This window comes from Sphingomonas sp. G-3-2-10, assembly GCF_012927115.1.
Classification (GTDB): domain Bacteria; phylum Pseudomonadota; class Alphaproteobacteria; order Sphingomonadales; family Sphingomonadaceae; genus Sphingomonas.
In genome coordinates, this window is the sequence record NZ_JABBFY010000002.1 from 737843 (window position 1) to 763125 (window position 25283).

Sequence of the window (25283 nt, forward strand, 5' to 3'; positions counted from 1 at the left end):
CGAACTGTTTCCCTGGGGGGTGATAGGTCATGCGGCCAGCGCCTCCGGCGCGCCGATCACGGCGACGACTTCGACGGCCTTGTCCTCAGGCACTTCGAAGAAGCTCATCACCGGCGTGTCCGGCAGCACGGTCTTGACCAGCTTGCGGATCGCGATGCGGATGCTCGGCTGGACGACCAAAGCGAAGGGCTTGGCCTGCGCCACCAGCGGCGCGGCGGCGTGCTGCAGCGCATCGGCGATGCGGCGGCCGAGTTCCGGCTCGATCGTGTGGCGCTTCGACGGATCCGAACGGATCGCCTGGCCGAGCAGGGCTTCGAGCTGGCCTTCGAGCGTCATAACGCGCAGCGGCTCGCGCACGCCGCACAGGCGCTGGATGATCAGCGGGCCGAGGTCCGGGCGGATCAGCTCGAGAATCTCGTCCGGGTCGAGCGTGCGCTGCGACGCGCTGGCGATGGCGGCGGCGATGCGGCGGAACTCGCGCAGCGGGATATTCTCCGCCAGCAGCCCGCGCAGCACCTGCGTCAGCGTGGTAAGCGGCACCGGATTGGGCGAGAGCGACGCGACCAGCTGCGCCGCGCGCTCCTTGAGGCCGTCGAGCAGCGCCTGGACTTCGTCCGGGCCGAGCAGGTCGGCCGCATTCTGGGTCAGCGTTTGGTTGAGATGCGTCGCGACCACCGTGCCGGGATCGACCACGAGATAGCCCGCGCCGGTGGCCGCATCGGCATCGCCCTGCGGAACCCAGATCGCGTCGAGGCCGAAGGTCGGATCCTTGACCGGTTTGCCCGGCAGGCTGCCAACGGCCTGGCCGGTGTCGAGCGCCAGCACTTCGTCGGGCGACACGCTGTCCTCGCCGACGACGACGCCGCCGACGATGATGCGATAGGTGAAGGGCGCGAGGTTGATGTCGTCGCGGACGCGGACCTGCGGCACGACGAAGCCGAGTTCCTTCGAAAGCTGGCGGCGCACCCCGGTGATGCGGCCCATCAGCGGACCGCCGCGGCGCTCGTCGACCAGCGGGACCAGCCCATAGCCGATGTCGAGCATCACCTGCAGATTGTCGGTGACTTCCTCCCAGCCGATCTTCGACAGGTCCTGCGGTTCGGCGGCGGCGACCGGCTCGACCGGCGGAGGACGCTTCGAGATCTGCTTGAGCTTCCACGCCGTGAACCCGGCGAGCGCGGCGGCGGGCAGGATCACGAAGTGCGGCATCCCCGGCAGCACGCCGAGCAGGAGCAGGATGCCGGCAACCGGCGTCCAGGTCTTGTGGCTGGCGAACTGGTTGCCGATCTGGCCGGCGAGATCGTCCTTCGACTTGACGCGAGTGACGATGGCGGCGGCGGCGATCGAAAGCAGCAGCGCCGGCAGCTGCGCGACGAGCGCGTCACCGACCGCGAGCTGGATATAGGCTGTGGCAGCGTCGCCGATGGTCATGCCGTGGCTGACGGGGCCCAGGATCAGGCCGCCGATGATGTTGATCGCCAGGATCAGCAGGCCGGCGACCGCGTCGCCCTTCACGAACTTGGACGAACCGTCCATCGCGCCGTAGAAATCGGCTTCGGTCGAAACTTCGAGGCGCTTCGCGCGGGCTTCGTCGGGCGTGATCAGGCCGGCGTTCAGATCGGCGTCGATCGCCATCTGCTTGCCGGGCAGCGCGTCGAGGGTGAAGCGGGCCGACACTTCCGAGACGCGGCCCGCACCCTTGGTGACGACGATCATGTTGATGATCACGAGGATCGCGAACACCAGCAGGCCGACGACATAATCGCCGCCGATCAGGAAGGTGCCGAACGCTTCGATGACATGGCCCGCCGCGGCTTCGCCGGTATGGCCCTGCCCCAGCACCACGCGCGTCGAGGCCACGTTCAGGCCGAGGCGGAACAGGGTGACGAACAGCAGCACAGTGGGGAAGGACGAGAAGTCGAGCGGCTTCTGCGCGTTCAGCGCCACCATCAGCACCGCGAGGCTGATCATGATGTTGGCGATGAAGAACACGTCGAGCAGGAATGCCGGGATCGGCACCACCATCAGCGCGACGAGCAGCAGGATCGCCGCCGGCAGCGCGAAGCTGCGCATCATCGGAAGGGCATTGGCGGGCGAGAAGGTCGATGCGTTCATCGGTTACGCCCCCAGGCTCGCGAGAAGCATATAGGCGAGCCTGGCATTGTCCGGCGTGGGGCGTAGCGGGTTCATCGGTTCCCTGAGCGTATTGAGATTGGCGAGCGTCGAATTGACCCAGGCGTGATCGCCTTCGGGCGCGTTCGTGCCGAAGATCACTTCGCCGCCATTTTCGAGCGACTGGGTCTGCTGGACGAAATTGGCGGGCATGAACGCGGCGTTCGACGGGCCGCCGGTGAGCGTCGCCGAGGCAAGGCCGGTGCCGCCGCTGGCCGAGGCGCCGGAATCGAGCCGATTGCCGAAGCGCGCATAGATTTGCGACAGCGTCCGCGGCTGGCCGCTGCTGTTGTAGAAGATGTTGCGGTTGGCGCGCGCGGCGGCGGGGAACATGCTCGCGCCGCTGCGGTTGGGATTGCTCTCCATCGCGGTCAGGAACGAGCGTGCGCCGCCCAGCCCGAGGAAGTGCGCCATATAGAGGTCGGTGCCGGTCGCGGGACGGCCGAGCGAATTTTCCAGCGACTGCTTGTTGTCCGAAGCATGTTCGGCGGCCATCAGCGCGGAAGCGGTGGGATCGTTGCGCAGATCGAGGATCGCGCGGCGCGTCGCAGGATCGTTGACGACATAGCGGCCGTTGGACGTCTGCTTGATCGCATCGGCGGCCCAGCCCATGCCGTGCTCGGCACCGTGCTCCTTGATGACGCCCAGCCAGCTCTGGTCGATGAACTGATAGAGGCCGGTCGCGCTCGAGGTGCGCGCACGCGCGTCGGTACGCAGGCCGCTTTCGACATGCGCCTGACCGAGCAGATAGTTGAAATCGATACCCGTGCGGTTGCTGGCAACAGCGATCGCCGAATGCACCGTGGCGGTGTTTCTGACCGAGTTAACGCCCATCGAGCCTTGTCCGATTGCTTCCTATTCGGAACGCAATCAGCAAGGACCGTGCCAGTTTATGAAGTCAGGACGCCCGTTGCGGACTCAGGCGTAGGCCAGCCCTGCCGGGCTATAGGCAGCCATCGGGTTGCCGGTCAGATTTTGCAGGCGGCGGCGAACATTTGCCGCCATCAGGTTCACATAGATGCGGCAGGTCTCGTTGAGGCGATGCGCCTCGCCGGCCAGCTCGCGGATTTCCGCGGTCATCGGCTCGCCGTCGAAGGAAGCGACAGCGTCGATGCCGGCGACCTTGGTGCGGGTCGCCAGTTCCAGCGCCGACACGTCGTTCGACTTGAGCGCATCGATCTCGGCATGGAGTGCTTCGATCACGCTGATGAGAGCATCACGCCGCGTCATTGGGATTCCATTCCATCTTCAGCGCCAGCAGCCGGTCGGCCACGGTCGAGGGGACCAGCGGGAAATTGCCGTCCTGGATCGCCTTCCTGATGCGCGCCACGCGCTCCGCATCGACCGGGGCGGAAGCTGCCATCGAGCTGCTGAGCTCGGCTGCCTCGACGGTCTCGTCGGTCTTCGCGTCGGCGACGACCGCCTTGGGAGCGGCTGCCGCCTGGGTGGCGACGACAGAAACAGTGCGCTGGCTGAGCGCCACGCTTCCTGTCCTTATGCCGATTGGATCCACCATGTTCGTCGTCCTTGCTTTCCCCGACACAGGGAACAACGACCGGGCGCGCGAAACCTTTACGAAAAAAAATTCAGTCGCCCGCGCCGGGCAGTCTCGCGCGGCCGGTTTCGATCACCACCGCCTGAATCGGCGGTTTCCTGTCGTCGACCTTCACCATCACGCGGCCGCCGGCAGGGGCGTCGTTCATCGCCACGCCCTCGCGCGTCACCGAAAAGCCCGCCGAGCCGGCCTCGAGCGTGATCGCGTCGCCGCGGCGAATGACGATCTCGGGCTTCGGCGGCGGCGCGGCGCGCACCGGGGCGGGCGCCGGAGCGGCAGCCGCCGGAGCCGCAGCCACGGCCTTCGGCTTCGGCGCGGCGATCACGGGCACATAGATGCGCCATTCGGGACCCATGCAGCGGATCACCACGGCATCCTTCGCTTCGTTGCGCCATTCGAGCTGCGGCGCCGGACAGGCAGCCAGCTTCAGTCGGCTGTCGATCGCGGTGCGTGCGCCGCCTTCCTGCCCGATCGGGCGGCCCGTGAACTGGGCGACGATCGTGTCGAGCATCTGGGTCGACTGGAAGGGCTGCGCGGCTGCCGGGGCAGCGGTGACCAGCGCAAGGATGAGGGCGTGCATCTTCATCTCCGAAAAGGAATAGCGGCAAGGCGGCATTGCCGGGCGGCAAATCATTGCCGGCCCCCGTCATAGCCGGAGGTCAGCACCGCGCGGCGTTCGCCGGTGCCGGTGGAAATCGTGATCCGGCCCGGCGTCGCCGCGCCCGAACGGACCAGCCAGGCCGCGACCGCGCGGGCGCGATCGGCGGCGAGAATCGGACCGCTGCCGGTGAGCGGATCGACATCCTCGGGGCTGCCATCGACTTCGCCGGTAACGCGCAGACGGGTGCGCGGATCATGTGTGGCGATCTTCGCCCATTCGAGCGCAGCGAGGCTGGGCTGGAACTCGGCCGAACCACTGCCGAACCCGCCGACGATCGCGAGATCGACCGGCATCGCCGCAGTCTGGGCCGTGAAACCGGCGCGGAACGCCGCCGCCAGATCGCGCGGACCGATCTGCTGGTTGGCCTGAAGAAAAACGAAGAAGCCGACCAGCAGCAGCGCGAGATCGGCAAAGGTCATCAGCCAGATCGGCCGCGCGGGCGGTTCGTCTTCGATCAGGGTGGCGAGGTCGCCGGTCACGCCGCGAATTCCCGCATGGGACGCGACAAGGCTGGCTCGACCACCGCAAGCACAGCAAGCGGCGCGATCAGGCGCGCGCGCTCTTGTGCTTCGTTGCGCGCCTGACGCCGGAGCCGCGCCGCGATCGGGCCGGCGATCAGATTGGCGAGCAGCGCGCCATAGAGGGTGGTGAGCAGTGCGATCGCCATCGCGCCACCGATCGCGCCGGGGTCCTTCATCGACGTGAACATCTGGACCAGCCCGACCAGCGTGCCGATCATGCCCATCGCCGGCGCCATCTCCGCCGCGCCCGCCCACATCTCGATCCCCGCACGATGCCGCTCAAACCGCGCGGCGATGCGATGCGTCACCAGCGCCTCGACTTCATGCGGATCGCCGCCATCGACGATCATTGCGACTGCGGCGGCCATGTCGGAATCCTCGATCACCGACTTGTCGAGCGCGATCACGCCGTGGCGTTTCGCGATCCGGCCAAGCGCGGCGATCTGCGCCACCAGCGGATCGGCATCGAACCGTTTCCGTCCCAGCACCCGCAGCGCCGAGAGGCCCCGCACCAGATCCCGCCCCGGCGTCCGCAGCACCACGGCAAGCGCAGTGCCGCCACCGACGATGGCAAGCGCGACGGGATCGAGAAACGGACCGAAGCCCGGGAAGGCGGAAATATCCATGCCCCCGTGACTGCAAGAGGCGGGCCAGTTTTCGCCTGTCCGGGCGGCGGCAAGGGTGCGGCAACGCTTCGGCATCCGGTTGCCGCCCACCGGCAAGATCTTGCCGCCCGCTGCCGCCACGGAGGGGGAATCGGGGTTATCCACAGCCCGCGGGCAAATTGGCACGGCCATTGCAGAGATCGCGTACGAACTTTTGTGCGGGAGAACCCACGATGGCGAATGAAGGTCTTTTCGGTGTGCATGGCACGGCGCTTGCCGTCCGTTCGCAGCGCATGGGCGTGCTCGCCTCGAACATCGCGAACGCATCGACGCCGGGCTACAAGGCGAAGGACATCGACTTCCACGCGGCGCTGCAGGCAGCCGAGGGCGGCTCGCTCGACACCGCGATCGACGGCGCGACGCTCTATCGCGTGCCGCTCCAGCCCAGCGCCGACGGCAACACCGTCGAGCTGACGACCGAACAGACCGCCTTCGCGGAGAATGCGGTCGCCTACCAGACCACCCTCGCGTTCCTGAACGGCCGTATCGGCACGATCACGCGCGCGCTGCGGGGAGAATAAGTCATGGGTGACCGTCCCCTTTCGATCTTCGACGTCTCCGGCCGCGCGATGAGCGCGCAGCTGGTGCGGATGAACACCACGGCGTCGAACCTGGCCAATGCCGGCTCGGTCGCGTCCAGCTCGAACGCTGCCTATCGCACGCAGAAGCCGGTGTTCCGCACGCATTATGATGCGGCCAGCGGCATGTCGACGGTCGACGTCGAGCGCGTCGTCACCGCCGGCGCCGAGCCGACCAAGCGCTACGATCCGGGCAACCCAATGGCCGACAAGGACGGCAATGTCTGGGAGAGCGCCGTCGACGAGACGCAGGAGCTGGTCGACATGCTCGAGACCGCCCGCTCGTACCAGAACAATGTGGAGGTCCTCCAGACCGCCAAGTCCCTCATCCTCGATACCCTCAAGCTGGGCCGTTGATCGCCATGACCACCACTTCTTTCGACACCACGCTCGCCAATCTCGGCGTCAAGCGGACGGGTGCTTCCACCGCGAACACCCCCACCGCCGACACGTCGCAGCAGATGGACCAGAACGACTTCCTGACGCTGATGACCGCGCAGCTGAAGAACCAGGATCCGTTCGAGCCGGTCGACAACTCGCAGATGGTCGCCCAGATGGCGCAGTTCTCGAGCCTCGCCGGCATCAGCGAGATGAACTCGACGCTGAAGGCGATCTCCGAGCGGCTCGGTTCGACCACCACCACCGACATGATGTCGTGGGTCGGCCGCACCGCGCTGGTGCAGGGCAACGTCGCCTATCCGCGCACCGACGGGTCGCTCGGTGGTTCGATCGACCTCGCCGCCGACGCGACCAACGTCAGCGTCACGATCGAAGGGCCCAATGGCGAGATCCTCAAGACCGTCGAACTCGGCGCCCAGAAGAAGGGCAATTTCGATTTCGAATGGGACGGCACCACCGACAGCGGCGATCCCGCCGGCCCGGGTCCGTTCACCATCCGCACCGCCGCGCGCAACGCGGACGGCGGCAGCGTGACCGCAACCCCGCTCGTCTGGGCACCGGTGACTTCGGTCACGATGGGCTCCGACGGCACGCCCCTGCTTACCCTGCCCGGCATCGGCCAGGTCTCCGCAAATTCCGTCCGCAAGGTCGGCTGAACCCACTTTCAAGGAGTAACTTCAATGTCCTTCTACACTTCGCTCAGTGGGCTCCAGGCCGCCCAGACCGACATGTCGACGATCTCGCACAACCTCGCGAACGTCTCGACCAACGGCTTCAAGCGCTCGATGACGATGTTCGCCGACGTGATCGCCTCGACCAAGGATTCGAACCCGAACCAGATGGTCGGCTCGGGCACCGTCGTGAAGGCGATCCGCCAGCAGTTCAGCCAGGGCGGCTACACCCAGTCGAGCTCGTCGCTCGATCTCGCCATCACCGGCGACGGCTTCTTCGCGGTCCGCAACGACACCGGCACCGGCGGCGTGATGTTCACCCGCAACGGCAGCTTCACCGTCGACAGCGAGCGCTACGTGACCGACCAGCAGGGCAACAAGCTGCTCGTCTATCCGGTCGACGGTTCGGGCGCGGTCGTCGCGACCGGCATCGACTCCGCCCAGAGCCTGCGCATCCCGCAGACCAGCGGCACTCCGCAGGCGACCCAGAATGTCGCGCTGTCGCTGAACCTGTCGGCCAATTCGACGATTCCGAAGGAAGCCGGGCGCTTCGAAGACACGCCCTATGCCTTCGATCGCTTTGATCCGGGCACCTACAACCAGTCGTCGCAGACCACCATCTATGACGCCGGCGGCAACGCGCTGACGCTGACCAACTATTATGTCCGCGAAACCGCGCCGACCACGGGCGATGCGACCAGCACTTGGAGCGTCTATTCGTTCGTCGGCGATCAGCAGCTCGATGCCGATGCCGCGACCGCCGGCACCCAGCAGATCACGCTCGAATTCGACTCGACCGGGAAGATCACCGCGCCCACCGGCACGACCGCGTTCAGCGGCTTCCTGTCGCCGGGCGCGACGTCGGAGCAGATGCTGACGCTCAACTTCGGTACCGCCACCACCCAGGTCGGCCAGCCGTTCAGCGTCAACACGCGCAGCCAGGACGGCGCCGCGGTCGGCCAGTTCGAAAGCGTCACCGTGGGCGACGACGGTATCGTCCGCGCCAGCTTCTCCAACGGCGACCTTCAGCCGCTGGGCAAGGTGATGCTCGCCAACTTCACCAACCCGACCGGCCTTCGCCAGCTCGGCAACTCGACCTGGGCCGCCACCGGCCTGTCGGGCGAAGCACGCCTCGGCGAGCCGAACTCGAATGGCTTCGGTTCGCTGATGTCGGGTGCGGTCGAGCGGTCGAACGTCGACATCACGGAAGAACTGGTCGGCCTGATCGCCGCGCAGCGCAACTTCCAAGCCAATGCGAAGGCCTTGGATACCGCGAGCCAGATCTCGCAGACCATCTTCAACATCCGCAGTTAATTGAAAGCGGACGGGAGCTAGATCATGGACCGGCTCGTCTATACGGCACTTTCCGGGCTTCGCAGCCAGATGAACGCGCAGGCGTCGATCGCGAACAACATCGCGAACGCCTCGACCATCGGCTACCGCTCGGATCGCATCAACTTCGATCGCGTGATGCTGCGCGGCGGCGGCGCGGCGCTCGACTCGCGCTCGCTGGCGGCAGAGGAAGTGACCGACGCCGACCGGACCGCTGGCACCATCATCCAGACCGGCCGTCCGCTGGATGTCGCGGTGACCGGCGACGCCTGGATCGCGATCCAGGCCACCGACGGCACCGAAGCCTATACGAGGCGGGGCGACCTTTCGGTCTCTCCCTCGGGCGTGCTGGAAACCGGAGACGGTTTCCCGGTGATGGGGTCGGGGGGCCCCATCACCGTGCCGCCCTATCAGTCGATTTCGGTCGCGAACGACGGCACCGTATCGATCGTCCCGCCCGGGGGCGACCCGAACCAGCCGCAGGTTCTGGACCAGATCAAGCTGGTCAGCACCGAAGGCACGAACACGGTGAAGGGTTTGGACAATAACTTGCATGTGAAGGGCGGCGGGACGCTGCCCCAGGACATGGAAGCTACGGTTCAATCCGGAGCCCTGGAGCAGTCGAACGTTAATCTTACGCAGGCTTTGGTCGACATGATCGAGAACCAGCGTGCGTACGAAGTGCAGGCGAACCTTCTGAAGGAAGCCAAGGCAATGGACGAGAGCACCGCATCGCTGATGCGCGTGAACGCTTAAGGAGCAAGGACTATGGGTTCCGCAGCAATGCACATCGCGCGTACCGGGCTCGACGCCCAGGATACGCGCATGCGGGTGATCTCGAACAACCTCGCGAACGTGAACACCACCGCGTACAAGCGCGACCGCGCGTCGTTCCAGACGCTGGCCTATCAGGTCGTCACCGCGCCGGGCGCCGCGAGCACCGCGCAGACCCAGTACGCCACCGGCACCAATCTGGGCACCGGCGTGCGCATCCAGGGCACGTCGCGCATCGAGACGCAGGGCTCGCTCCAGACTACGGGCAACGCGCTCGATCTGGCGCTGGACGGCAATGGCTATTTCCAGATCCAGATGCCCGACGGCACGCTGGGCTATACCCGCGCCGGCAATTTCTCGCGCTCGCCGGAAGGCCTGCTGATCACCTCGGAAGGCTATCAGGTGATGCCGGGCATCACCGTGCCCGAAGGCGCCACCTCGATCACCGTCGGCAGCGACGGCACCGTCTCGGCGACCGTCGCGGGCCAGACCGAAGCGACCCAGCTCGGCCAGATCCAGGTCGCGACCTTCCCCAACTCGGCCGGCCTTCAGGCCAAGGGCGACAATTACCTGACCGAAACCTCGGCCAGCGGCGCCGCCAGCCTGGGCAATCCGGGCGAAGTCGGCCGCGGCACGATCCGTCAGGGAATGCTCGAAGGCTCGAACGTCAATGTCGTCGAGGAACTCGTCGACATGATCGAGACCCAGCGCGCCTACGAGGTCAATTCCAAGATGATCTCGGCCACCGATGAGATGCTGAAATATGTCAATCAGAACATCTAAGCGCACAGGCGCAGCCGCTCTGGCCCTCGCGGTCGCCTTCACGGCGACCCCGGCGAGCGCGCAGTTCCTCGGCATCGGCAAGAAGCAGCCCAAGGAGGATTATTCCGTCACGCTGCCGTCGCAGACGCCGGTCGCCGCGCGCCCCGCCAATGGCGGCATCTTCCAGGCGAACGACGGCTATGCCGCGCTGTACGAAGGCAATCGCGCCCGCCGCGTCGGCGATCCGCTGACGATCGTGCTGGTCGAGCGCACGAGCGCCTCCAAGTCGGCCAGTTCGAAGCTCGACAGCTCGGGCGGCTTCTCGATCACCCCGCCGACCACCGGCAATTTGTCGCTGTTCCAGAAGAGCGACGCCTCGGTCAGCGGCGGCCGCAACTTCAGCGGCACCGGCGCGACCGATCAGGCGAATGCGCTGTCGGGCGAAGTCAGCGTGACGGTGGCTGCGGTCTATCCGAACGGCACGATGCTGGTTCAGGGCCAGAAGCGCGTCACGCTCAATCGCGGCGACGAGTTCGTCCAGATCAAGGGCATCGTCCGGATCGTGGATATCGATTCGAACAACCGCGTGCCTTCCACCCGCGTCGCCGATGCCCGCATCGCCTACACGGGCAAGGGCGATGTCGCGCGCGCCAGCCGTCAGGGTTGGCTGTCGCGCTTCTTCTCCGTCATCAGCCCCTTCTAAGAGACCGGAGCAACAGGGACATGATCCGTCTTTTCCTCGCTTTCCTCGTCGCGATCGTCGCGGTCCAGCCGGCTGCTGCGCAGCGCGTGAAGGATCTGGGCGCCTTCCAGGGCATCCGTACCAACCAGCTGACCGGCTATGGCGTGGTCGTGGGCCTTCCGGGCACCGGCGACGACAATCTGGAATATACCGTCCAGTCGATGAAGGGCATCGCCTCGCGCTTTGGCTTCACGCTGCCCGCCGGCGTCAATCCGGGGCTGAAGAATGTCGCGGTGGTGATGATCACCGCCGAACTGCCGCCCTTCGCCAAGCCGGGCCAGCGGCTCGACATCACCGTCTCGTCGATGGGCAAGGCCAAGTCGCTTCGCGGCGGCACGCTGGTCATGACTCCGCTGCTGGGCGCCGATGGCCAGATCTATGCGATGGCGCAGGGCAACCTCGCGGTCGGCGGTCTGGGCGCGGAAGGCAAGGATGGGTCGTCGGTGGTGGTCAACATCCCGTCGAGCGGCCGCATTCCCGAAGGCGCCACGGTCGAGCGCACGGTCGACACCGGCTTCGATTCGACGCCGTTCCTGACCTTCAACCTCGCCCGCTCGGATTTTACCACCGCCCAGCGCGTGGCCGATGTGATCAACGTCCGTCTCGGTTCGGGCCGCGCCCGCGCGATCGACGGCGTGTCGATCGCGGTGATGGCCCCGCCGGGTGCCGATGTCCGCGCACAGATCATGAGCGAGATCGAGAATCTCCCGGTCGAGGCCGCCGAGGCCCCGGCGCGCGTGATCGTCAATGCCCGCACCGGCACCGTGGTCATCAACTCGGCCGTTCGCGTCAGCCCCGCCGCCGTCACTCACGGCAAGCTGACCGTGCGCATCGAAGAGCAGCAGCGCGTCAGCCAGCCCATGCCGTTCAGCAAGGGCGAGACCGCCGTCGAGCAGTCGAGCACGCTGGGCGTCAATGAAGAGAAGCGCCCGATGTTCCTGCTGGAGCCGGGCCCGCGCCTCGCCGATGTGGTCAAGGCAGTGAACGCGATCGGCGCATCGCCGGCCGATCTGGTCGCGATCCTCGAAGCGCTCAAGGAGGCCGGCGCGCTGCGCGCCGAGCTGATCATCCTGTGAGCGGCGCTATCGACAACTCGCTCAAGCTGACCGGCACCGCGGGGGGCGTGTCGAACGATCGCACGCGCCTGGCTTCGAAGGAAAATCTCGAAGCCGCCGGCCAGCGGTTCGAAGCGATCTTCACCGGCATGATGCTCAAGTCGATGCGCGCCACGAAGCTGGGCGACGGCCTGTTCGACAACAAGACCAGCCAGCAGTTTCGCGACATGCAGGACACCCAGCTCGCGCAGAGCATGGCGACGCATTCGCCGATCGGCATCGGCCGCGCGATGACCGAGTTCCTCGCCCGCGCCCAGCCGGTCGAGCCGGCTGCCGCCGCGCCCGTGGCGGACGCGAGCGCGAGCGCCACCACTGATGGGAACGTGAAATGAGCGACATGCTCTCGATCGGCGCGTCGGGCGTCCGCGCCTATCAGACGGCGCTGACCACGGTTTCGGAGAATATCGCGAACGCCGGCAACGCCGGCTATACGCGCCGCGCGACCAATCTGAAGGAAGTGATCGCAACAAGCTCGACCTCGGGTTCGTCGATCACCGGCCTGGGCGTGGTCGCCAATGGCGTGATCCGCCAGAGCGACGATCTGCGCGCCGCCGACGTGCGCAATGCCGGCGCCGATCTCGCCAAGACCGAAGCGGGCGCAGCCTGGCTCGAGCGGATCGAAAGCGCGCTGACCGGCAACCAGCTGGGTGACCGGCTGACCAGCTTCTTCAATTCGGCGACTGCCGTGGCCGCCGATCCCTCGGCGCTCGCCCCGCGCGCGACGATGCTCGAATCCGCCGCCAGCCTCGCTACGGCCTTTTCGGCCACCAGCGACGCGCTGACCGGTGCCGCCACCGATCTCGATGCGACCGCCGAAGCCGCGGTGGGCAATCTCAACAGCCTGCTCGCCGGTCTCGCGAAGATCAATTCGGGCATCGGCCGCACGTCGCCGGGTACCAGCGGCGCGGCTGCGCTGATGGACCAGCGCGACCAGATCCTCGAGCAGATGAGCGCGATCACCGATGTCTCGGTCAGCCTCGATGCGACCGGCCGCGCCACCGTGCGCGCCGGCGGCGAAGGCGGCCCGGTTCTGGTGCGCGGCGATCAGGCGTCGACGGTCACCTATGTCCAGAACGACGAAGGCGCGATGTCCTTCGCGGTGCATGGCGCGGGCGACACCCAGGTGCTGACGCCGATGGGCGGCGCGCTGGCCGGGATGGCGGAAGGCGCGCAGCGCATCGCCGCCGCGCGCGAGCAGCTCGACGCGATGGCGACCTCGTTCGTCGATGGCGTCAATGCGGTGCAGGCGAATGGCCGCGATCTCGCGGGCAATGCCGGCGCGCCGATGTTCGAGGCGGGCGATCCGCCGAGCAAGATCGCGATGACCCTCACCGATCCGCGCGGCATCGCCGCAGCGTCGGTGGGCGGCGGATCGCGCGACAACAGCAATCTCGCCAACCTGACCACGCTGCGCAGCGCGGGCAAGTTCGAGACCGGCCTGACCGATCTCGTCTCGTCGAACGCCGCCACGCTCGCCGCACGTCGCACCGTGGCGAGCGCGCAGGGCGTCATTCGCGACAACGCCGTGGCCGCCCACACTTCCGCCTCGGGCGTGAATGTCGACGAAGAAGCGGTCGACCTGATCCGCTTCCAGCAAGCCTATCAGGCGTCGAGCCGCGTGATCCAGGTCGCGCGCGATACCCTCCAATCGATTCTGGATATCCGCTGATGCGTATCGCCACTTCGCAGTCCTTCGATCGTCCCGCGTCGCTGATGGCGTCGCTGAACAGCAAGGCGGATCTGCTCCAGACCCAGATCGCAACGACGAAGAAATATTCGGCGCCGTCCGACAATGCATCGGCCTATGTGCAGGTGCAGGGGCTGAACCGCGCTGACGCGAATGCCGCCGCGTACAACGACAACGTCAAGCTGGCGCAGGGCATCCTCACCCAGGCCGATGGTGCGCTGGCGAATGTCGAAACCGAGTTGCAGCGCGCGCAGGAGCTGGCGCTGCAGGCGTCGAACGGCACGCTGACCGCGACCGACCGCGCCACCACCGCCGCTTCGCTGACCGCGATCATCGACGGGCTGCTGAGCATCGCCAATGCGACCGACGCGCGCGGCCAGCCGGTCTTCGGCGGCGCGACCGGCGATACGGCGTTCGTGAAGAATGCCGATGGCAGCATCACCTATGCCGGCACCGGCCAGCCTTCGGCGATCCCGATCGGCGACGGCGATTCGGTCGTCCCCGGCGTGACCGGCGACCGTGCGTTCGGCGACATGTTCGCGACTCTGGTCGCGCTGCGTGACGCGGTGGCTACCGGCGGGGAAGTGCCCGAAGGTTCGCTTGATGGCCTCAAGGGATCGCTCGACAGCGTCACCTCCGCCCGTGCCTCGATCGGCGCGCGCGGGGCGCGTCTCGACCTGGTCTATGACCGGATCGCGGACACCAAGGTGGCCAATGAAGAAGCGCGCAGCGCGATCGAAGGCACCGACATCTCGGCCTCGATCGCCGAACTGCAGAAGACGCTGACGGTGCTTCAGGCGACCCAGGCGAGCTTCACCAAGCTCTCCGGCATGTCGCTGTTCGATTATCTGCGCTGATCGGCGCCGCGTTAACCATATTGCGACGCCTTTTGACTGAAAGTCCAGGAAGGACGGTCGTTAACTAAGACAGTGGCCGTTCGTCGGCAGTCGGGGGAAGTTCAAACGTGTTTCCGGTAATCGGCCTTGTCGTCCTTCTGCTGATGGTCTTCGGTGGTTTCGCAATCACCGGCGGCGCGCTCGGCCCCGTGATGGAAGCCATCCCGCACGAAATGCTGATCATCGGCGGCGCCGCGATGGGCGCGCTGATCATGGGCAATTCGGGCAAGGAACTGAAGGCGCTGGGCGGCGGCATCGCGAAGGTGCTGAAGGGCCCGAAATACAAGAAGCAGGACTATCTCGACACGATCTTCCTCGTCAGCAAGCTGATGAAGATGCTGCGGACCGAAGGTCCGATCGCGCTCGAGCCTCATGTCGAAGATCCGAAATCCTCCGCTGTCTTCGCCGAATATCCGCGCCTGCTGGCCGATCACACGCTGGTCAACCTGATCGCCGATACGCTCCGGCTCGTCGTCGTCTCGTCGGGCACGCTCGACGTGCACGCGGTCGAGGATGTCATGGACAACATGATCAAGACCCATCACCACGAAGTCGAAGGGCCGCAGCACACGCTGACCTCGCTCGGTGACGCGCTGCCCGCACTGGGCATCGTCGCGGCCGTGCTGGGCGTGGTGAAGACGATGGGCTCGATCGACAAGCCGCCCAACATCCTGGGCGCGATGATCGGCTCGGCGCTGGTCGGCACCTTCCTCGGCGTGTTGCTGGCCTATGGCATCGTCGCGCCGCTGGCCAACCGCCTGAAGCAGGTGATCGACGCCGATGCCGCCATCTATCATGTGGTGAAGCAGATCATCATCGCGTCGCTCCACGGCCACCCGCAGCCGCTAGTGATCGAAGCCGCGCGCTCGGGCATCGCCCATCACAACCAGCCGAACTTCGGCGAGGTCTTCGACGGCCTGCGCGGTAGGTAAGAAATGGCTCGCGCGCCTCACGGAAACAACCAGCCCCCGAAGATCATCTACAAGAAGATCTATATCGAGGGTCATGGCGGCCATCACGGTGGCGCATGGAAGGTCGCCTATGCGGACTTCGTGACCGCGATGATGGCGTTCTTCCTGCTGATGTGGCTCCTTGGCGCGACCAACGAGAAGCAGCGCAAGGCGCTGGCCGACTATTTCGCGCCGACCCTGGTCGAGCTGAAGCAGAACAGCGCGGGCTCGAACGGGATCATGGGCGGCGACGCGATCAATGCGCAGGACAATTATCCCAACAAGGCCTCGCAGACCGGCACCAAGTCGCTGACCGTTCCGGTCGGCGGCGTCGGCGGCAAGGATGTCGGCACCGGCGACAAGGGCACGCTGAAGGATCAGCGCGCGATGCAGGCGCAGGACCAGAAGAATTTCGCGGAGATGACCAAGGCGGTGCAACGGCGGATGCAATCGACGCCGGCGCTGGCCAAGCTGGCCAAGCATGTCCGCTTCGTGCCGACGCGCGACGGGATGCGGATCGACCTGCTCGACGACGCCAATTATTCGATGTTCGATCTCGGCACGACCGCGCTGGTCCCCGAAGCGAGCACGCTGATCGGCCTGATCGCGGAAACGATCCGCGGGACCGAGAATCCGATCATGATCCGCGGCCATACCGACAGCCTGCCCTATGGCGACCCGCGCGCGATGAACAACTGGATGCTTTCCAGCGGCCGTTCGGAAGCCACGCGCCGCCGTCTGGCGTCGGGCGGCGTGCCCGATGCCCGGTTCGAGCGGATCGAAGGCGTCGCCGACCGCGAGCCGCTGATCAAGGAAAACCCTGCCGATCCGCGCAACCGCCGCGTTTCGATCACCCTGCTCTATCGCCGCGTCGGCGAGACCGGCGGCGGGCGCCAGCCCTTTGGCTCACAGCGCCGCTTCGGCGAAGGCGGCGGGACGATCGCCCTGCCCTCGCGTCCCGCGGTCACGCCAACGAAGCAGTAGTCCGCATCGCCCCGCAAGGGAGCGAAGCGGCCCGGCTCAGAAGAACAGTTTGCGGATGCTGAACCGGATGGTGCGGCCGGTCGGATCGAGCAGATCCGGCTGATAATTGGGCGGCACGATCCCGCTGCTGTCGGTCACCCGCTGACGAGCGTCGAAGATATTGTCCATCGACAGGGTCAGCCGCACGCCGCGCAGCCAGCGATGCTCGCGGACCAGCTTGAGCCGCTGTCCCATATCGACGAACGCGCGCAGATTGAGCGTACCGAGGCTGGAGAAATCGAGCCGCTCGCCGCTGCCCAGCGCGCCGCTCGCGACGCTGGTGCCGCTCTTCCAGTTGCCGATCAGGCGCAGGCCGTATCCGTCCTTGGAATAGCCGGCCTGGGCTTCGACTTCGTGGCGCGAATTGCCGCCGCGATTGCCGGTTGCCGATCCGTCGAGCAGGTCGAGCACAGGCAGACCGTCGCGGATCACGATCTCATCCTTGAAGCGGATCGTGTGATAGAGGCTGAACTGGATTCGCCCCGCAAGCGAGCCGGGTCCGCCGAAGCCGCCAAAGCCGCGCCCGCCGCCGGGGCCGCCGGGGCCACCCGGGCCGAAGCGGCGCGGGCCGTCTCCGCCCGGTCCGCCGGGCTGGCCGCCTTCGCGGCGCGGGCCTTCCGGAAGCGGGGTGCCGTTGCGGATCGCTTCGGCGCGTTCGGCTTCGCGCTTCGCGCGCGCTTCCTGCATCGCCTTTTCGACCGACGAGCCGAGCGGCAGCGACAGGTTGAAGCCCCAGCGCAACTCCTCGCGCTCGGCACGGGCGAAATTCACCGCACGCGTATCGATGCTGACCAGACGCCCGGTGCTGTCGCGCGTGAAGCGGCCCGGGAAGGCGGCTTCGATCTCGGCGGTCGCGGCGGGAAAGGCAGTGATCTGGTTGCGCGTCGTGCTGCGGACGAAATCCGCGCTTATGTTGAACTGCAGCTTTTCGAACGGTGTGAAGTTGCCGCCGATCTTGAACACGTTGCGGCTGTCCGACGTCAGGCCGGGATTGCCGCCGGTGATGCTGGTGATGTCGATGCTCTCGCCGCGAACATAGTCGAACACGCGGACATTGGGCGTGTCGATCCGCGGATCGCCAAGCTGCTGCGCACTGGGCGCGCCTTCCTCATCGGTGACCGATCCGATCAGGCGCAGCTTCGCGATCGGGCTCCACACCACGCCATAGCCGGTGGTGATGAGGGTGCCGAAATCGGAGAGCTGCTCGACTTCGATATTGCCGTTGATAGAGATGTCGCCCAGCGCATCGAGCACCGCGCGGCGGCGGCTGGTGAGCGGCAGATCGAGATTGAGCTGCGCGCTGCCGATGTCGCGCGCGACATCGCTCGAACGGAGCGTGCCCGAGCGGAGCGAGCTGCTTTCGAAATCGGTGGTGCGTCCGGTGACGCGCAGGCTGGTGCGGATATCGCCCGCCGGCACCTTGGCCACCGGGCCGTTGATCAGCGCATCGACCGACGCGACGCTGGAGGTCGATTTGGCGAGGTCGGCGGGGCGGATGTTGACGAGGCCCAGCGGCAGCGTGCCGAACGGGTTGACCGTGGGGTCGTTCGCCGCAAGCCGCGCATCGATCGCGCTCGCATCGAAGCCGGTGTCGGTGACGCTGCTGGAAGTCACGCGATCGTAATTGCCGGTGACCGACCAGCGCCACGTCTTCACATCGCCATTCACGCTGAACCCGGCATGGGCAGTGCGGCCCTGCGTGGTGCGCGACAGCGGCGCGGAGCCGGGCAGATAGCGCGAGACGGTGACGTCGCGGGTGAAGGGCGAAAAGGGATTGCCGTCGGGCAGGGTCATGCTGAGCCCGCCCAGCCCCAGCCAGGATTCGCGGTTGGTCGCTTCGAGTCGGGCGTTGAACGAAGCCGAGACCTTGGGCGACAGGTTGCGGCTGATCACAGCGTTGATCGCCAGCCGGTCGCTGGGCGAAACGAGCGTGCGGTACGGCGTCAGGTCGGTCGTGTTGCGCGCGGCGTTGAAGCTCGCCAGCGACGGCGAACCGCCCGATGCTGAAGCCGGGACACCCGCGATGGCGAGCGGCGAGCCCGCGATCGCGCTGAGCGCGGGATCGATCTCGCCGCCGTTCGGCGCAGTCACATTGCCCTGGAAATCGAACAGAGCGGGCGTGACGGTCGAGCTGATGTCGCGCTCGGATTCGGTCAGGCGCGAAGTGCCGTCATACTGGACGTTGACGTTGATCCTGCCGTTGCGGTTGATCCGCACGATCCCGGCTTCGGCGCGCACGGTCGAATTCCCGCCCGCGGTGGGGGCCCCGCCGGTCAGTTCGGCGGTGATCGCGCGGAAGCGCGGACGCAACACGATGTTCACGACGCGCTGATCGGCGCGATAGCCGTACTTCAGCGCCGCTTCCTCGGGCAGGATTTCGGTGCGTTCGATCGCCTCGGGCGGCAAGTCGCGCAGTTCGGAGAAATTCGAGATGCGGCGGCCGTTGAGCAGGATCACCGGCCCGTCGCCGCCACGCCCGCGTCCGCTGCGCGTCTGCGGGGCAAGCGCCTCGATCAGTTCGGACACGCTGCTGACGCCATAGGCGCGGATATCGGCGGGATTGAGCGTCAGTTCGGGCTTGATCTCGCCGGGTACCGCGCCGCGCAGCTCGCCCTTCACGACGATCTCTTCCTCGCTTGGAATATCGTCGGGCGGAGGTTCGGCGGCCGGGGCCGGCGCGGGGTCCGCGCTCTGGGCATAGGCCGCTACCGGCATCGCGCCCGCCAGCAAACCCGCCACCGCGCAACCAAGCTTCAACCCGGACTTCAACATCGCCACCCCAATACTCCACTGATGCGTGGCGTCGCTAAACGGCACTTGTCGCAGAATTGTGCCAGTTTGCGAAGAAATTGCGGCAGTGCAGTATGAACTTGCTGCGTTACCGGCCCTTGCGCGCCTCGGCGATACGCATCAGGCGCAGTACGTTACCGCTCCACATCTTGGCGAGATCGGCTTCCGAATAGCCCGCCGCGCGGAGGCGGGCCGTCACCTTGGGCAGCGCGCTGATATCCTCGAAACCGGCGACCCCGCCGCCGCCGTCCCAGTCGGCGCCGAAACAGACATGATCGACGCCGGCGACCTCGATCAGATGGAGCAGCGATCGCATGAAGGTCTCGAAATCGGGGCGGCCGTCAGGCTCAAGCTTTTGCTGCGCACGGATGCGGGCGATGAGATCGGCCTGCGCGGCGGGGCTCATCGACGCGAGCTTTTCGGTCTCGTCGAGCAATGCGCTGAGCGCCGGGCTGGAGCGGTGGCCTGACAGATAGACGCTGTTGACGCAGATCGCCCCGCCCGAGGCGGCGAGCTTGCGAATACGCGCGTCATCGAGGTTGCGGCCATGATCGAATACGGCGTCGGGGCCGGAGTGTGAGAGGATGATCGGCGTCTTCGACAAGGTGAGCAGCTGATCGAACACCGCGTCGGAGGCATGGCTGGCGTCGACCACCATGCCCAGCCGGTTCATCGCCACCACCCATTCGCGGCCGAGCGGGCTGAGGCCGTTCCAGTGCGGCTTGTCGGTCGCGGAATCGGCGAACTGGTTGTTCCGGAAATGCACCGGCGAGGCCATCCGCACGCCGCGGCGATAGAATTCGTCGAGCAACGAGAGATCGAGGCCGAGTGGATAGCTGTTCTCGATGCTGACGAAGGCGATCCGCTTGCCGGCGCGATCGAGACGGGCGGCATCATCCGCCTTCGTCGCCAGCGCGATCCGGTTGGGGAAGCGGGCAAGGGTCGATGCGATTTCGTCCGAACGCTTCAGCGCGAATGCCTTGGCATCGGCATAGCCCTGCGGCGTCAGCGGTCCCTGTTCGGTGTAGATGACGAAGAAGCCGCCATCGAGATCGCCTTGGTCCATCCGGCCGAGATCGACCTGCGCAACGTCATTGTCGTAGCTGTGCTTCGCGCCGAAATCCCAGCCCGGCCGGGCGAAATGGACCGGCGTGTCGAGATGGGTGTCGAGCGTCAGCAGCCGCTTGTGCAGCGTCGCATCGTCAGCGGGCGCATGTGCCGTGTTGGTGACCGAGGTGCTGCAGGCCGAAGTAGCGAGCAGCAGCGGGAGCAGGATGCGATACTTCATGCCGCGATCCTATCGGCCCCAGCCGCGCGGTAAAGCCCGGTCAGGCTTTGGCCGGACCGAGCAGACGCGCCAGACCCCGAATGCCCTTTTCCTCATGCAAGCCGAGCAGTGTCGCCGCGAGCCGGTCAGAGCGCGCCTTCGCCATGCCCGCCGCCTGGGTCTGGCGATGGAATTTGGCGAGGATCTCGGCTTCGCTGCTGATCTGCTTCATCGGATGGCGCGAAGCGATCGGGACATGAGCGGATTCGGTGCGCCCATCGGCCAGTTCGACCGTCACGCGCGATCCGCGCATTCCGGCGGGCAACGGCGCGAGCTTCGACTTGGCCGCCAGCGCCGCGATCTGCGGGCTGCGGACCGCTGCTTCGTCATAATGATCGAGCCACATCGAACCGCGCAGCAGCGCGTTCACGCTGGCGAACTGGTAGCTGAAATTGGCGTCGGCATGGGCGTCGCGCCCGATCACGAAGGGCTTGGCGACGAAGCCGGTCAGCGATCCGGCCGGATATTCGATGGTGATCGATCGCGCGTTCAGCACATCGGCTTCGCTCAGCCGCCCAGGCTCGCGCAGCGCCAGCCCCGCTTCGATCCCGCAATGGGTGGCCATGCAGGCAGGATAGGGCTTGAAATAGGCTTCGCCGTGGAAGCGCTTGCCGAGGTCCGCGCCGAGGATCTCGGGCCGGGCGCATCCGGCGGTATATTGGGCATAGAAGCCATAGGGCGCGAGCAGCGCGTCGCCGATCCCGGTCCAGCCGCGCTTCGCCAGTTCGGCGGAGAGGATCGCGGCACGGCCGACCAGTCCCTGCGGCAGTTTGAAGTCGGTCGCGCCGTCCCAGATATTCTGGACGGTGCCCGCGATCTGATCGACGCAGATGCCGAACGCGTCACGCATCTGGAGCGGGGAGAGCTTGAGCAACCGCCCGGCAATCGCGGTGGCGGCGATCGCGCTGAACACCGGCGCGCCGTCCCATCCCTGTTCGAAGTCCAGCCCCGCCGCGACCAGCATCCGCGCTGCGATATCATCGCCGATGGTCAGCGCGGTGAGCAATTCCTTACCCGTGGCGCCCTCGCGTTCGGCGAGCGCGAGGGCAGTCATCACCGTGGTCGGCGAATGGTGCGAGGGGACCGAGGCACGATCGATCACCACCGTCATCACTTCAAAGTCATAGGCGCGCGCCGATACCGCGTTGAGCAAGGCGGCCTGCGCCGCGGGCAAGCGGAAGGGATAGCCGACCACGGTCGCCTCGCCCTTGCCGCCGCTGTCGCGCAGCACGTCCGCCAGCCCCGCCGCGCGCGGATGCAGGGTGCCGCCGAACGCGCAGCCGATCGTGTCGAGCAGGCGGTGGCGCGTCGCGAGCAATGCCGCCGGATCGATTGCGTCGGCCGGGCAGGTCGCGGCATGCGTGGCGAGCAGATCGGTGATGCCGGGCTTCTCGCCGCTGCGGCGGTTGACGAAGCGGCCGCCGGACTTGAGCAGGCTGCCGTCCTGAACCGGCGCGTCCTGCGCCTTCGCACCCGATCCGATCCCCGAACCGATCATTGCGGCAGGTGCGATCATCGCACCCGCGGCCAGCATTTCCCTGCGACGCATATCACTCTCCCGATGATGCAAGCGTGCGCCGGAATCCGCCAATCGCTCTTGCCTCAAAAGGAACCGTTATGGCGCATTGCAAACCGCATTCAGGGCGCTGGCGGGCAAGCAGGCGCGGGCCGCGACCGGTTAGTGACGGGCAAAACCGAAACTGACTATGGGAGGGCTATATGGCTTTATCGACATCGAACCGGACCCGCTTGGGACTTCGCACCTTGCTGCTCGGCGCGTGCGCGCTCGGCGGTCTTGCGAGCCCCGCATTCGCACAGGACGCGGCCGAAGCGCCCGTCGCCGAAGAAGCGGCGCAGGATGATGCCGCCACCCAGCCGGGCGATATCGTCGTCACGGGATCGCGCGTCGCCCGCTCGGGCTTCAGCGCGCCGACGCCGACCACGATCATCGGATCGGAGCAGCTCGAGCAGCGCGGATCGACCAACGTCGCGACGATGCTCAATGAAATCCCGTCGTTCCGCGGCACGGTGAACCCCGCCGCCAGCGGCATCCGCACGACGACGCCGGGCGCAAACTATGCCGATCTTCGCGGCCTTGGCAGCTTCCGCACTCTGACGCTGGTCGATGGCCGCCGCTTCGTCCCCTCCGTGCCCACCGCGAGCACCAGCACGCCCTATCAGGTCGATCTGAACGCCGTCCCGTCGCTGATGGTCGATCGCGTCGAGGTCGTCACCGGCGGCGCTTCGGCGCAATGGGGTTCGGACGCGGTTTCGGGCGTGGTCAACCTGATCCTCAATACCCGCTTCGAAGGGCTGAAGGCCGAAGCGCAATACGGCGTTTCGGGTCATGGCGATGGCGACGAATATCGCATCGGCGCGCTGTTCGGCACCTCGTTCGCGGACGGACGCGGCCACATCACCGTCGCCGGCGACTATGTGAAGAATGACGGCATCTACGACGTGTACACCCGCGACTGGGGCCGGGATCAGTATATGATCCTGACCAATCCCGGCAGCACCGTCGCCAACGGCCAGCCGCGCCAGATCATCTCGAGCAACGTGCGCTATGGCACGATCACCCCGGGCGGCCTGATCGTCGGCGTGGGCGGCGGTTCGCCCGCCAGCCTGGTCGGCACCGAGTTCCTGGCGGGCGGCGCGCCCGCAGCGTTCGTTCGCGGCCAATATGGCACCGTCACCAACGCGCTGCAGATCGGCGGCGGCAACGACACCGTGACCACCACGCGCGGCGTCACCCTGACCCCGAAGCTGGAGCGGCGCACGCTGTTCGGCCATCTGGAATATGAATTCTCGGACTCGATCACCGGCTTCGCCGACCTGACCTATGGCTATAGCCGCGGCCAGTCACAGACGCTGCCGCCGCGCGATCAGGGCACCACGGTCGTCACCATCCAGCGCGACAATGCCTATCTGCCCGCATCGATCGCGGCGCAAATGCCGGTGGGCGGCACGATCCGCCTCGGCCGCATCGACTATGACATCGGCCATGCCCGCCCCGACGTGACCAACGACCTGATCCAGGGCACGGTCGGCCTGCGCGGCGATCTGGGCGGCGGCTGGAAGTGGGACGCCCATTATTCGTACGGCGTGAACACCTATGAGCAGCACATCTACGGGATGCGCAACAAGCAGAAGTACGTCTTCGCCGCCGATGCGGTGAACAGCGGCGGACAGATTGTTTGCCGCGCGACCATCGCGGGTCCTTCGTTCAACGCCGCCGCAGCCGGGTGCGTCCCGCTCAACCTGTTCGGCAACGGGTCGCCCAGCGCGGCCGCGATCGCCTATGTCACCGGCACCGTCTTCAGCCGCAATCGCTATACCCAGCACGCAGCAGCGGTGAACCTGCGCGGCGACCCCTTTTCGACCTGGGCCGGCCCAGTCTCGTTCGCGACGGGCGTCGAATATCGCAGCGAAAGCTCGACCGCGATCGTCGATCCGGTTGCCGCCGCGAACAATTGGGAATCGGGCAACGGCCTGCCTTACTCGGGATCGTTCAACGTCCTCGAAGGCTATGCCGAAACCGTCATTCCGCTGGCGCGCGACATGTCCTTCGCCAAGTCGTTCGACTTCAATGCCGCCATCCGTCACGCCCAGTATAGCGGCGCGGCCGGGGGCCAGACCACGTGGAAGCTCGGCTCGACCTGGGAACCGGTCGACGGCCTGCGGTTCCGCGTCGCCCGTTCGCGCGACATCCGCGCGCCCAGCCTGTTCGAGCAGCGCAGCGTGACCGTGCAGGGCCTCAACGTCGTCTATAATGGCGGATCGGCCTTCGTGGAGGTCAACAATACCGGCAACACCCAGCTTCAGCCGGAAAAGTCGGACACGCTGACCGTCGGCTTCGTCTGGTCGCCCAGCTTCGTGCCGCGCCTGCAATTCTCGGTCGATTATTACGACATCTCGGTGAAGGGCGCGATCGACCGGATCGGCCAGCAGAACATCATCGACCAGTGCGCGGCGGGCAACACCGCCCTGTGTTCGTACCTCGTCCTTTCCGGCGCCACGCTGATCCGGGTGAACAACCCCTATGTGAACCTCAACACGATCACGACGCGGGGCTTCGACGGCGCTCTGAGCTATCGCGCGCCGATCGACTCGCTGTTCGGCGCGCCGGGTTCGGTGTCGTTCAACCTGTCGGGCACCTACACCACCGACATGCTGTTCGGCACGCCGGGCGCAGCGGTGGTGCAGCGCGCGGGCGAGAACAGCATCTTCAACGGCGTGTCGGGCTATGCGGTGCCGACCTTCCGCGGCAACGCATCGGTCAGCGTCAATGCCGGCCGCTTCACGGTGACGCCGCAGCTGCTCTACATCAGCGGCGGCAAGTACAATAACGTGTGGACCGACGTCTCGACCTCGACCAAGCAGGCCGACATCAACGACAACAGCATCCCTGCCGTCGCCTATGTGAACCTGTCCTTCAGCTACGACATTCTCGGCGAGAACCGTCTCCAGCTGTTCGGCGTGGTGAACAACCTGCTCGACAAGGATCCGCCGCCCGTGCCGAGCTTCACCTCGGGCCAGTCGGTCAACACCGTGCTGTACGACGCGATCGGCCGCTACTTCCGCATCGGCGTCCGCGCCAAATTCTGATCCGCTCCCAAAGGGGGGAGCGTACGGCACCCGTGGGGCCCGCCTTGACGGCGGA

The 25283-nt window shown here is 66.6% G+C and carries 24 protein-coding genes; 14 read left to right on the forward strand and 10 right to left on the reverse strand.

What is annotated here, in order from left to right:
- Positions 1-27: 27 nt before the first annotated feature.
- The 7 genes from flhA to HHL13_RS20260 all read right to left on the reverse strand — a co-directional run bounded on the left by flhA (position 28) and on the right by HHL13_RS20260 (position 5535).
- Complete coding sequence (gene flhA / locus HHL13_RS20230; RefSeq protein WP_169557715.1) at positions 28-2115, reverse strand: flagellar biosynthesis protein FlhA; 2088 nt, start codon at positions 2113-2115, stop codon at positions 28-30.
- A 3-nt stretch (positions 2116-2118) separates the two neighbouring features.
- On the reverse strand, positions 2119-3006 hold the full coding sequence (locus tag HHL13_RS20235) for a lytic transglycosylase domain-containing protein (RefSeq protein ID WP_169557716.1): 888 nt from the start codon (positions 3004-3006) through the stop codon (positions 2119-2121).
- A gap of 84 nt (positions 3007-3090) precedes the next feature.
- Positions 3091-3402 carry a flagellar protein FlgN gene (locus HHL13_RS20240; protein WP_169557717.1) on the reverse strand — a complete coding sequence of 104 codons (312 nt, stop codon included), beginning with the start codon at positions 3400-3402 and terminating at the stop codon, positions 3091-3093.
- A complete protein-coding gene (gene flgM / locus HHL13_RS20245; RefSeq protein WP_346775606.1) occupies positions 3389-3655 on the reverse strand; it encodes a flagellar biosynthesis anti-sigma factor FlgM in 267 nt (88 codons plus the stop codon). Before flgM ends, HHL13_RS20240 begins: the two co-directional genes overlap by 14 nt.
- 103 nt (positions 3656-3758) lie before the next feature.
- On the reverse strand, positions 3759-4307 hold the full coding sequence (locus tag HHL13_RS20250) for a flagella basal body P-ring formation protein FlgA (protein WP_346775607.1): 549 nt from the start codon (positions 4305-4307) through the stop codon (positions 3759-3761).
- Positions 4308-4357: 50 nt separating this feature from the next.
- Positions 4358-4867 carry a flagellar motor protein MotB gene (locus HHL13_RS20255; protein ID WP_346775608.1) on the reverse strand — a complete coding sequence of 170 codons (510 nt, stop codon included), beginning with the start codon at positions 4865-4867 and terminating at the stop codon, positions 4358-4360.
- Positions 4864-5535: a MotA/TolQ/ExbB proton channel family protein gene (locus HHL13_RS20260; RefSeq protein WP_169557720.1), complete on the reverse strand. Its 672-nt coding sequence runs from the start codon at positions 5533-5535 to the stop codon at positions 4864-4866. Before HHL13_RS20260 ends, HHL13_RS20255 begins: the two co-directional genes overlap by 4 nt.
- A 212-nt stretch (positions 5536-5747) precedes the next feature.
- On the opposite strand from HHL13_RS20260, the gene HHL13_RS20265 reads away from it, so the two are divergent.
- The 13 genes from HHL13_RS20265 (at position 5748) to HHL13_RS20325 (ending at position 16464) form a co-directional block, all read left to right on the forward strand.
- Positions 5748-6095: a flagellar basal body protein gene (locus tag HHL13_RS20265; protein WP_169557721.1), complete on the forward strand. Its 348-nt coding sequence runs from the start codon at positions 5748-5750 to the stop codon at positions 6093-6095.
- Between the two features lie 3 nt (positions 6096-6098).
- Positions 6099-6509 (forward strand): flagellar basal body rod protein FlgC, encoded by a 411-nt coding sequence (gene flgC / locus HHL13_RS20270; protein ID WP_169557722.1) that lies wholly within the window; start codon positions 6099-6101, stop codon positions 6507-6509.
- Between the two features lie 5 nt (positions 6510-6514).
- On the forward strand, positions 6515-7207 hold the full coding sequence (locus HHL13_RS20275; protein ID WP_169557723.1) for a flagellar hook assembly protein FlgD: 693 nt from the start codon (positions 6515-6517) through the stop codon (positions 7205-7207).
- A 24-nt stretch (positions 7208-7231) separates the two neighbouring features.
- The gene (locus tag HHL13_RS20280) at positions 7232-8536 is read left to right on the forward strand and encodes a flagellar hook protein FlgE (protein WP_169557724.1); all 1305 of its coding nucleotides are present in this window, start codon (positions 7232-7234) and stop codon (positions 8534-8536) included.
- 24 nt (positions 8537-8560) lie between these two features.
- Positions 8561-9310 carry a flagellar basal-body rod protein FlgF gene (gene flgF, locus HHL13_RS20285; RefSeq protein ID WP_169557725.1) on the forward strand — a complete coding sequence of 250 codons (750 nt, stop codon included), beginning with the start codon at positions 8561-8563 and terminating at the stop codon, positions 9308-9310.
- A 12-nt stretch (positions 9311-9322) separates the two neighbouring features.
- Complete coding sequence (gene flgG / locus HHL13_RS20290; protein ID WP_169557726.1) at positions 9323-10111, forward strand: flagellar basal-body rod protein FlgG; 789 nt, start codon at positions 9323-9325, stop codon at positions 10109-10111.
- Positions 10092-10793, forward strand: a complete 702-nt coding sequence (locus tag HHL13_RS20295; protein ID WP_169557727.1) for a flagellar basal body L-ring protein FlgH — start codon at positions 10092-10094, stop codon at positions 10791-10793. Before flgG ends, HHL13_RS20295 begins: the two co-directional genes overlap by 20 nt.
- A 20-nt stretch (positions 10794-10813) precedes the next feature.
- Entirely contained in the window at positions 10814-11908 is a 1095-nt protein-coding gene (locus tag HHL13_RS20300) for a flagellar basal body P-ring protein FlgI (protein WP_169557728.1), read from the forward strand.
- On the forward strand, positions 11905-12279 hold the full coding sequence (locus HHL13_RS20305; RefSeq protein WP_346775609.1) for a rod-binding protein: 375 nt from the start codon (positions 11905-11907) through the stop codon (positions 12277-12279). Before HHL13_RS20300 ends, HHL13_RS20305 begins: the two co-directional genes overlap by 4 nt.
- Positions 12276-13616 carry a flagellar hook-associated protein FlgK gene (gene flgK / locus HHL13_RS20310; protein ID WP_169557729.1) on the forward strand — a complete coding sequence of 447 codons (1341 nt, stop codon included), beginning with the start codon at positions 12276-12278 and terminating at the stop codon, positions 13614-13616. The genes HHL13_RS20305 and flgK overlap by 4 nt, the downstream gene beginning before the upstream one ends.
- Entirely contained in the window at positions 13616-14491 is an 876-nt protein-coding gene (flgL, locus tag HHL13_RS20315) for a flagellar hook-associated protein FlgL (RefSeq protein WP_169557730.1), read from the forward strand. The genes flgK and flgL overlap by 1 nt, the downstream gene beginning before the upstream one ends.
- Before the next feature lie 107 nt (positions 14492-14598).
- Positions 14599-15462, forward strand: coding sequence for a flagellar motor stator protein MotA (gene motA / locus HHL13_RS20320; protein ID WP_169557731.1), 864 nt, complete (start codon positions 14599-14601; stop codon positions 15460-15462).
- Positions 15463-15465: 3 nt separating this feature from the next.
- Entirely contained in the window at positions 15466-16464 is a 999-nt protein-coding gene (locus HHL13_RS20325) for a flagellar motor protein MotB (protein ID WP_169557732.1), read from the forward strand.
- Positions 16465-16500: 36 nt separating this feature from the next.
- On the opposite strand, the gene HHL13_RS20330 is transcribed toward HHL13_RS20325, so the two are convergent.
- The 3 genes from HHL13_RS20330 to HHL13_RS20340 form a co-directional block, all read right to left on the reverse strand.
- Positions 16501-19275: a TonB-dependent receptor plug domain-containing protein gene (locus tag HHL13_RS20330; protein WP_169557885.1), complete on the reverse strand. Its 2775-nt coding sequence runs from the start codon at positions 19273-19275 to the stop codon at positions 16501-16503.
- Between the two features lie 106 nt (positions 19276-19381).
- The gene (locus tag HHL13_RS20335; protein WP_169557733.1) at positions 19382-20581 is read right to left on the reverse strand and encodes a dipeptidase; all 1200 of its coding nucleotides are present in this window, start codon (positions 20579-20581) and stop codon (positions 19382-19384) included.
- A gap of 40 nt (positions 20582-20621) precedes the next feature.
- Positions 20622-22169, reverse strand: a complete 1548-nt coding sequence (locus HHL13_RS20340; protein ID WP_169557734.1) for an MmgE/PrpD family protein — start codon at positions 22167-22169, stop codon at positions 20622-20624.
- A gap of 170 nt (positions 22170-22339) precedes the next feature.
- Between HHL13_RS20340 and HHL13_RS20345 the strand changes: the two genes are divergently transcribed.
- Positions 22340-25228, forward strand: a complete 2889-nt coding sequence (locus HHL13_RS20345; RefSeq protein ID WP_169557735.1) for a TonB-dependent receptor — start codon at positions 22340-22342, stop codon at positions 25226-25228.
- Positions 25229-25283: the final 55 nt, after the last annotated feature.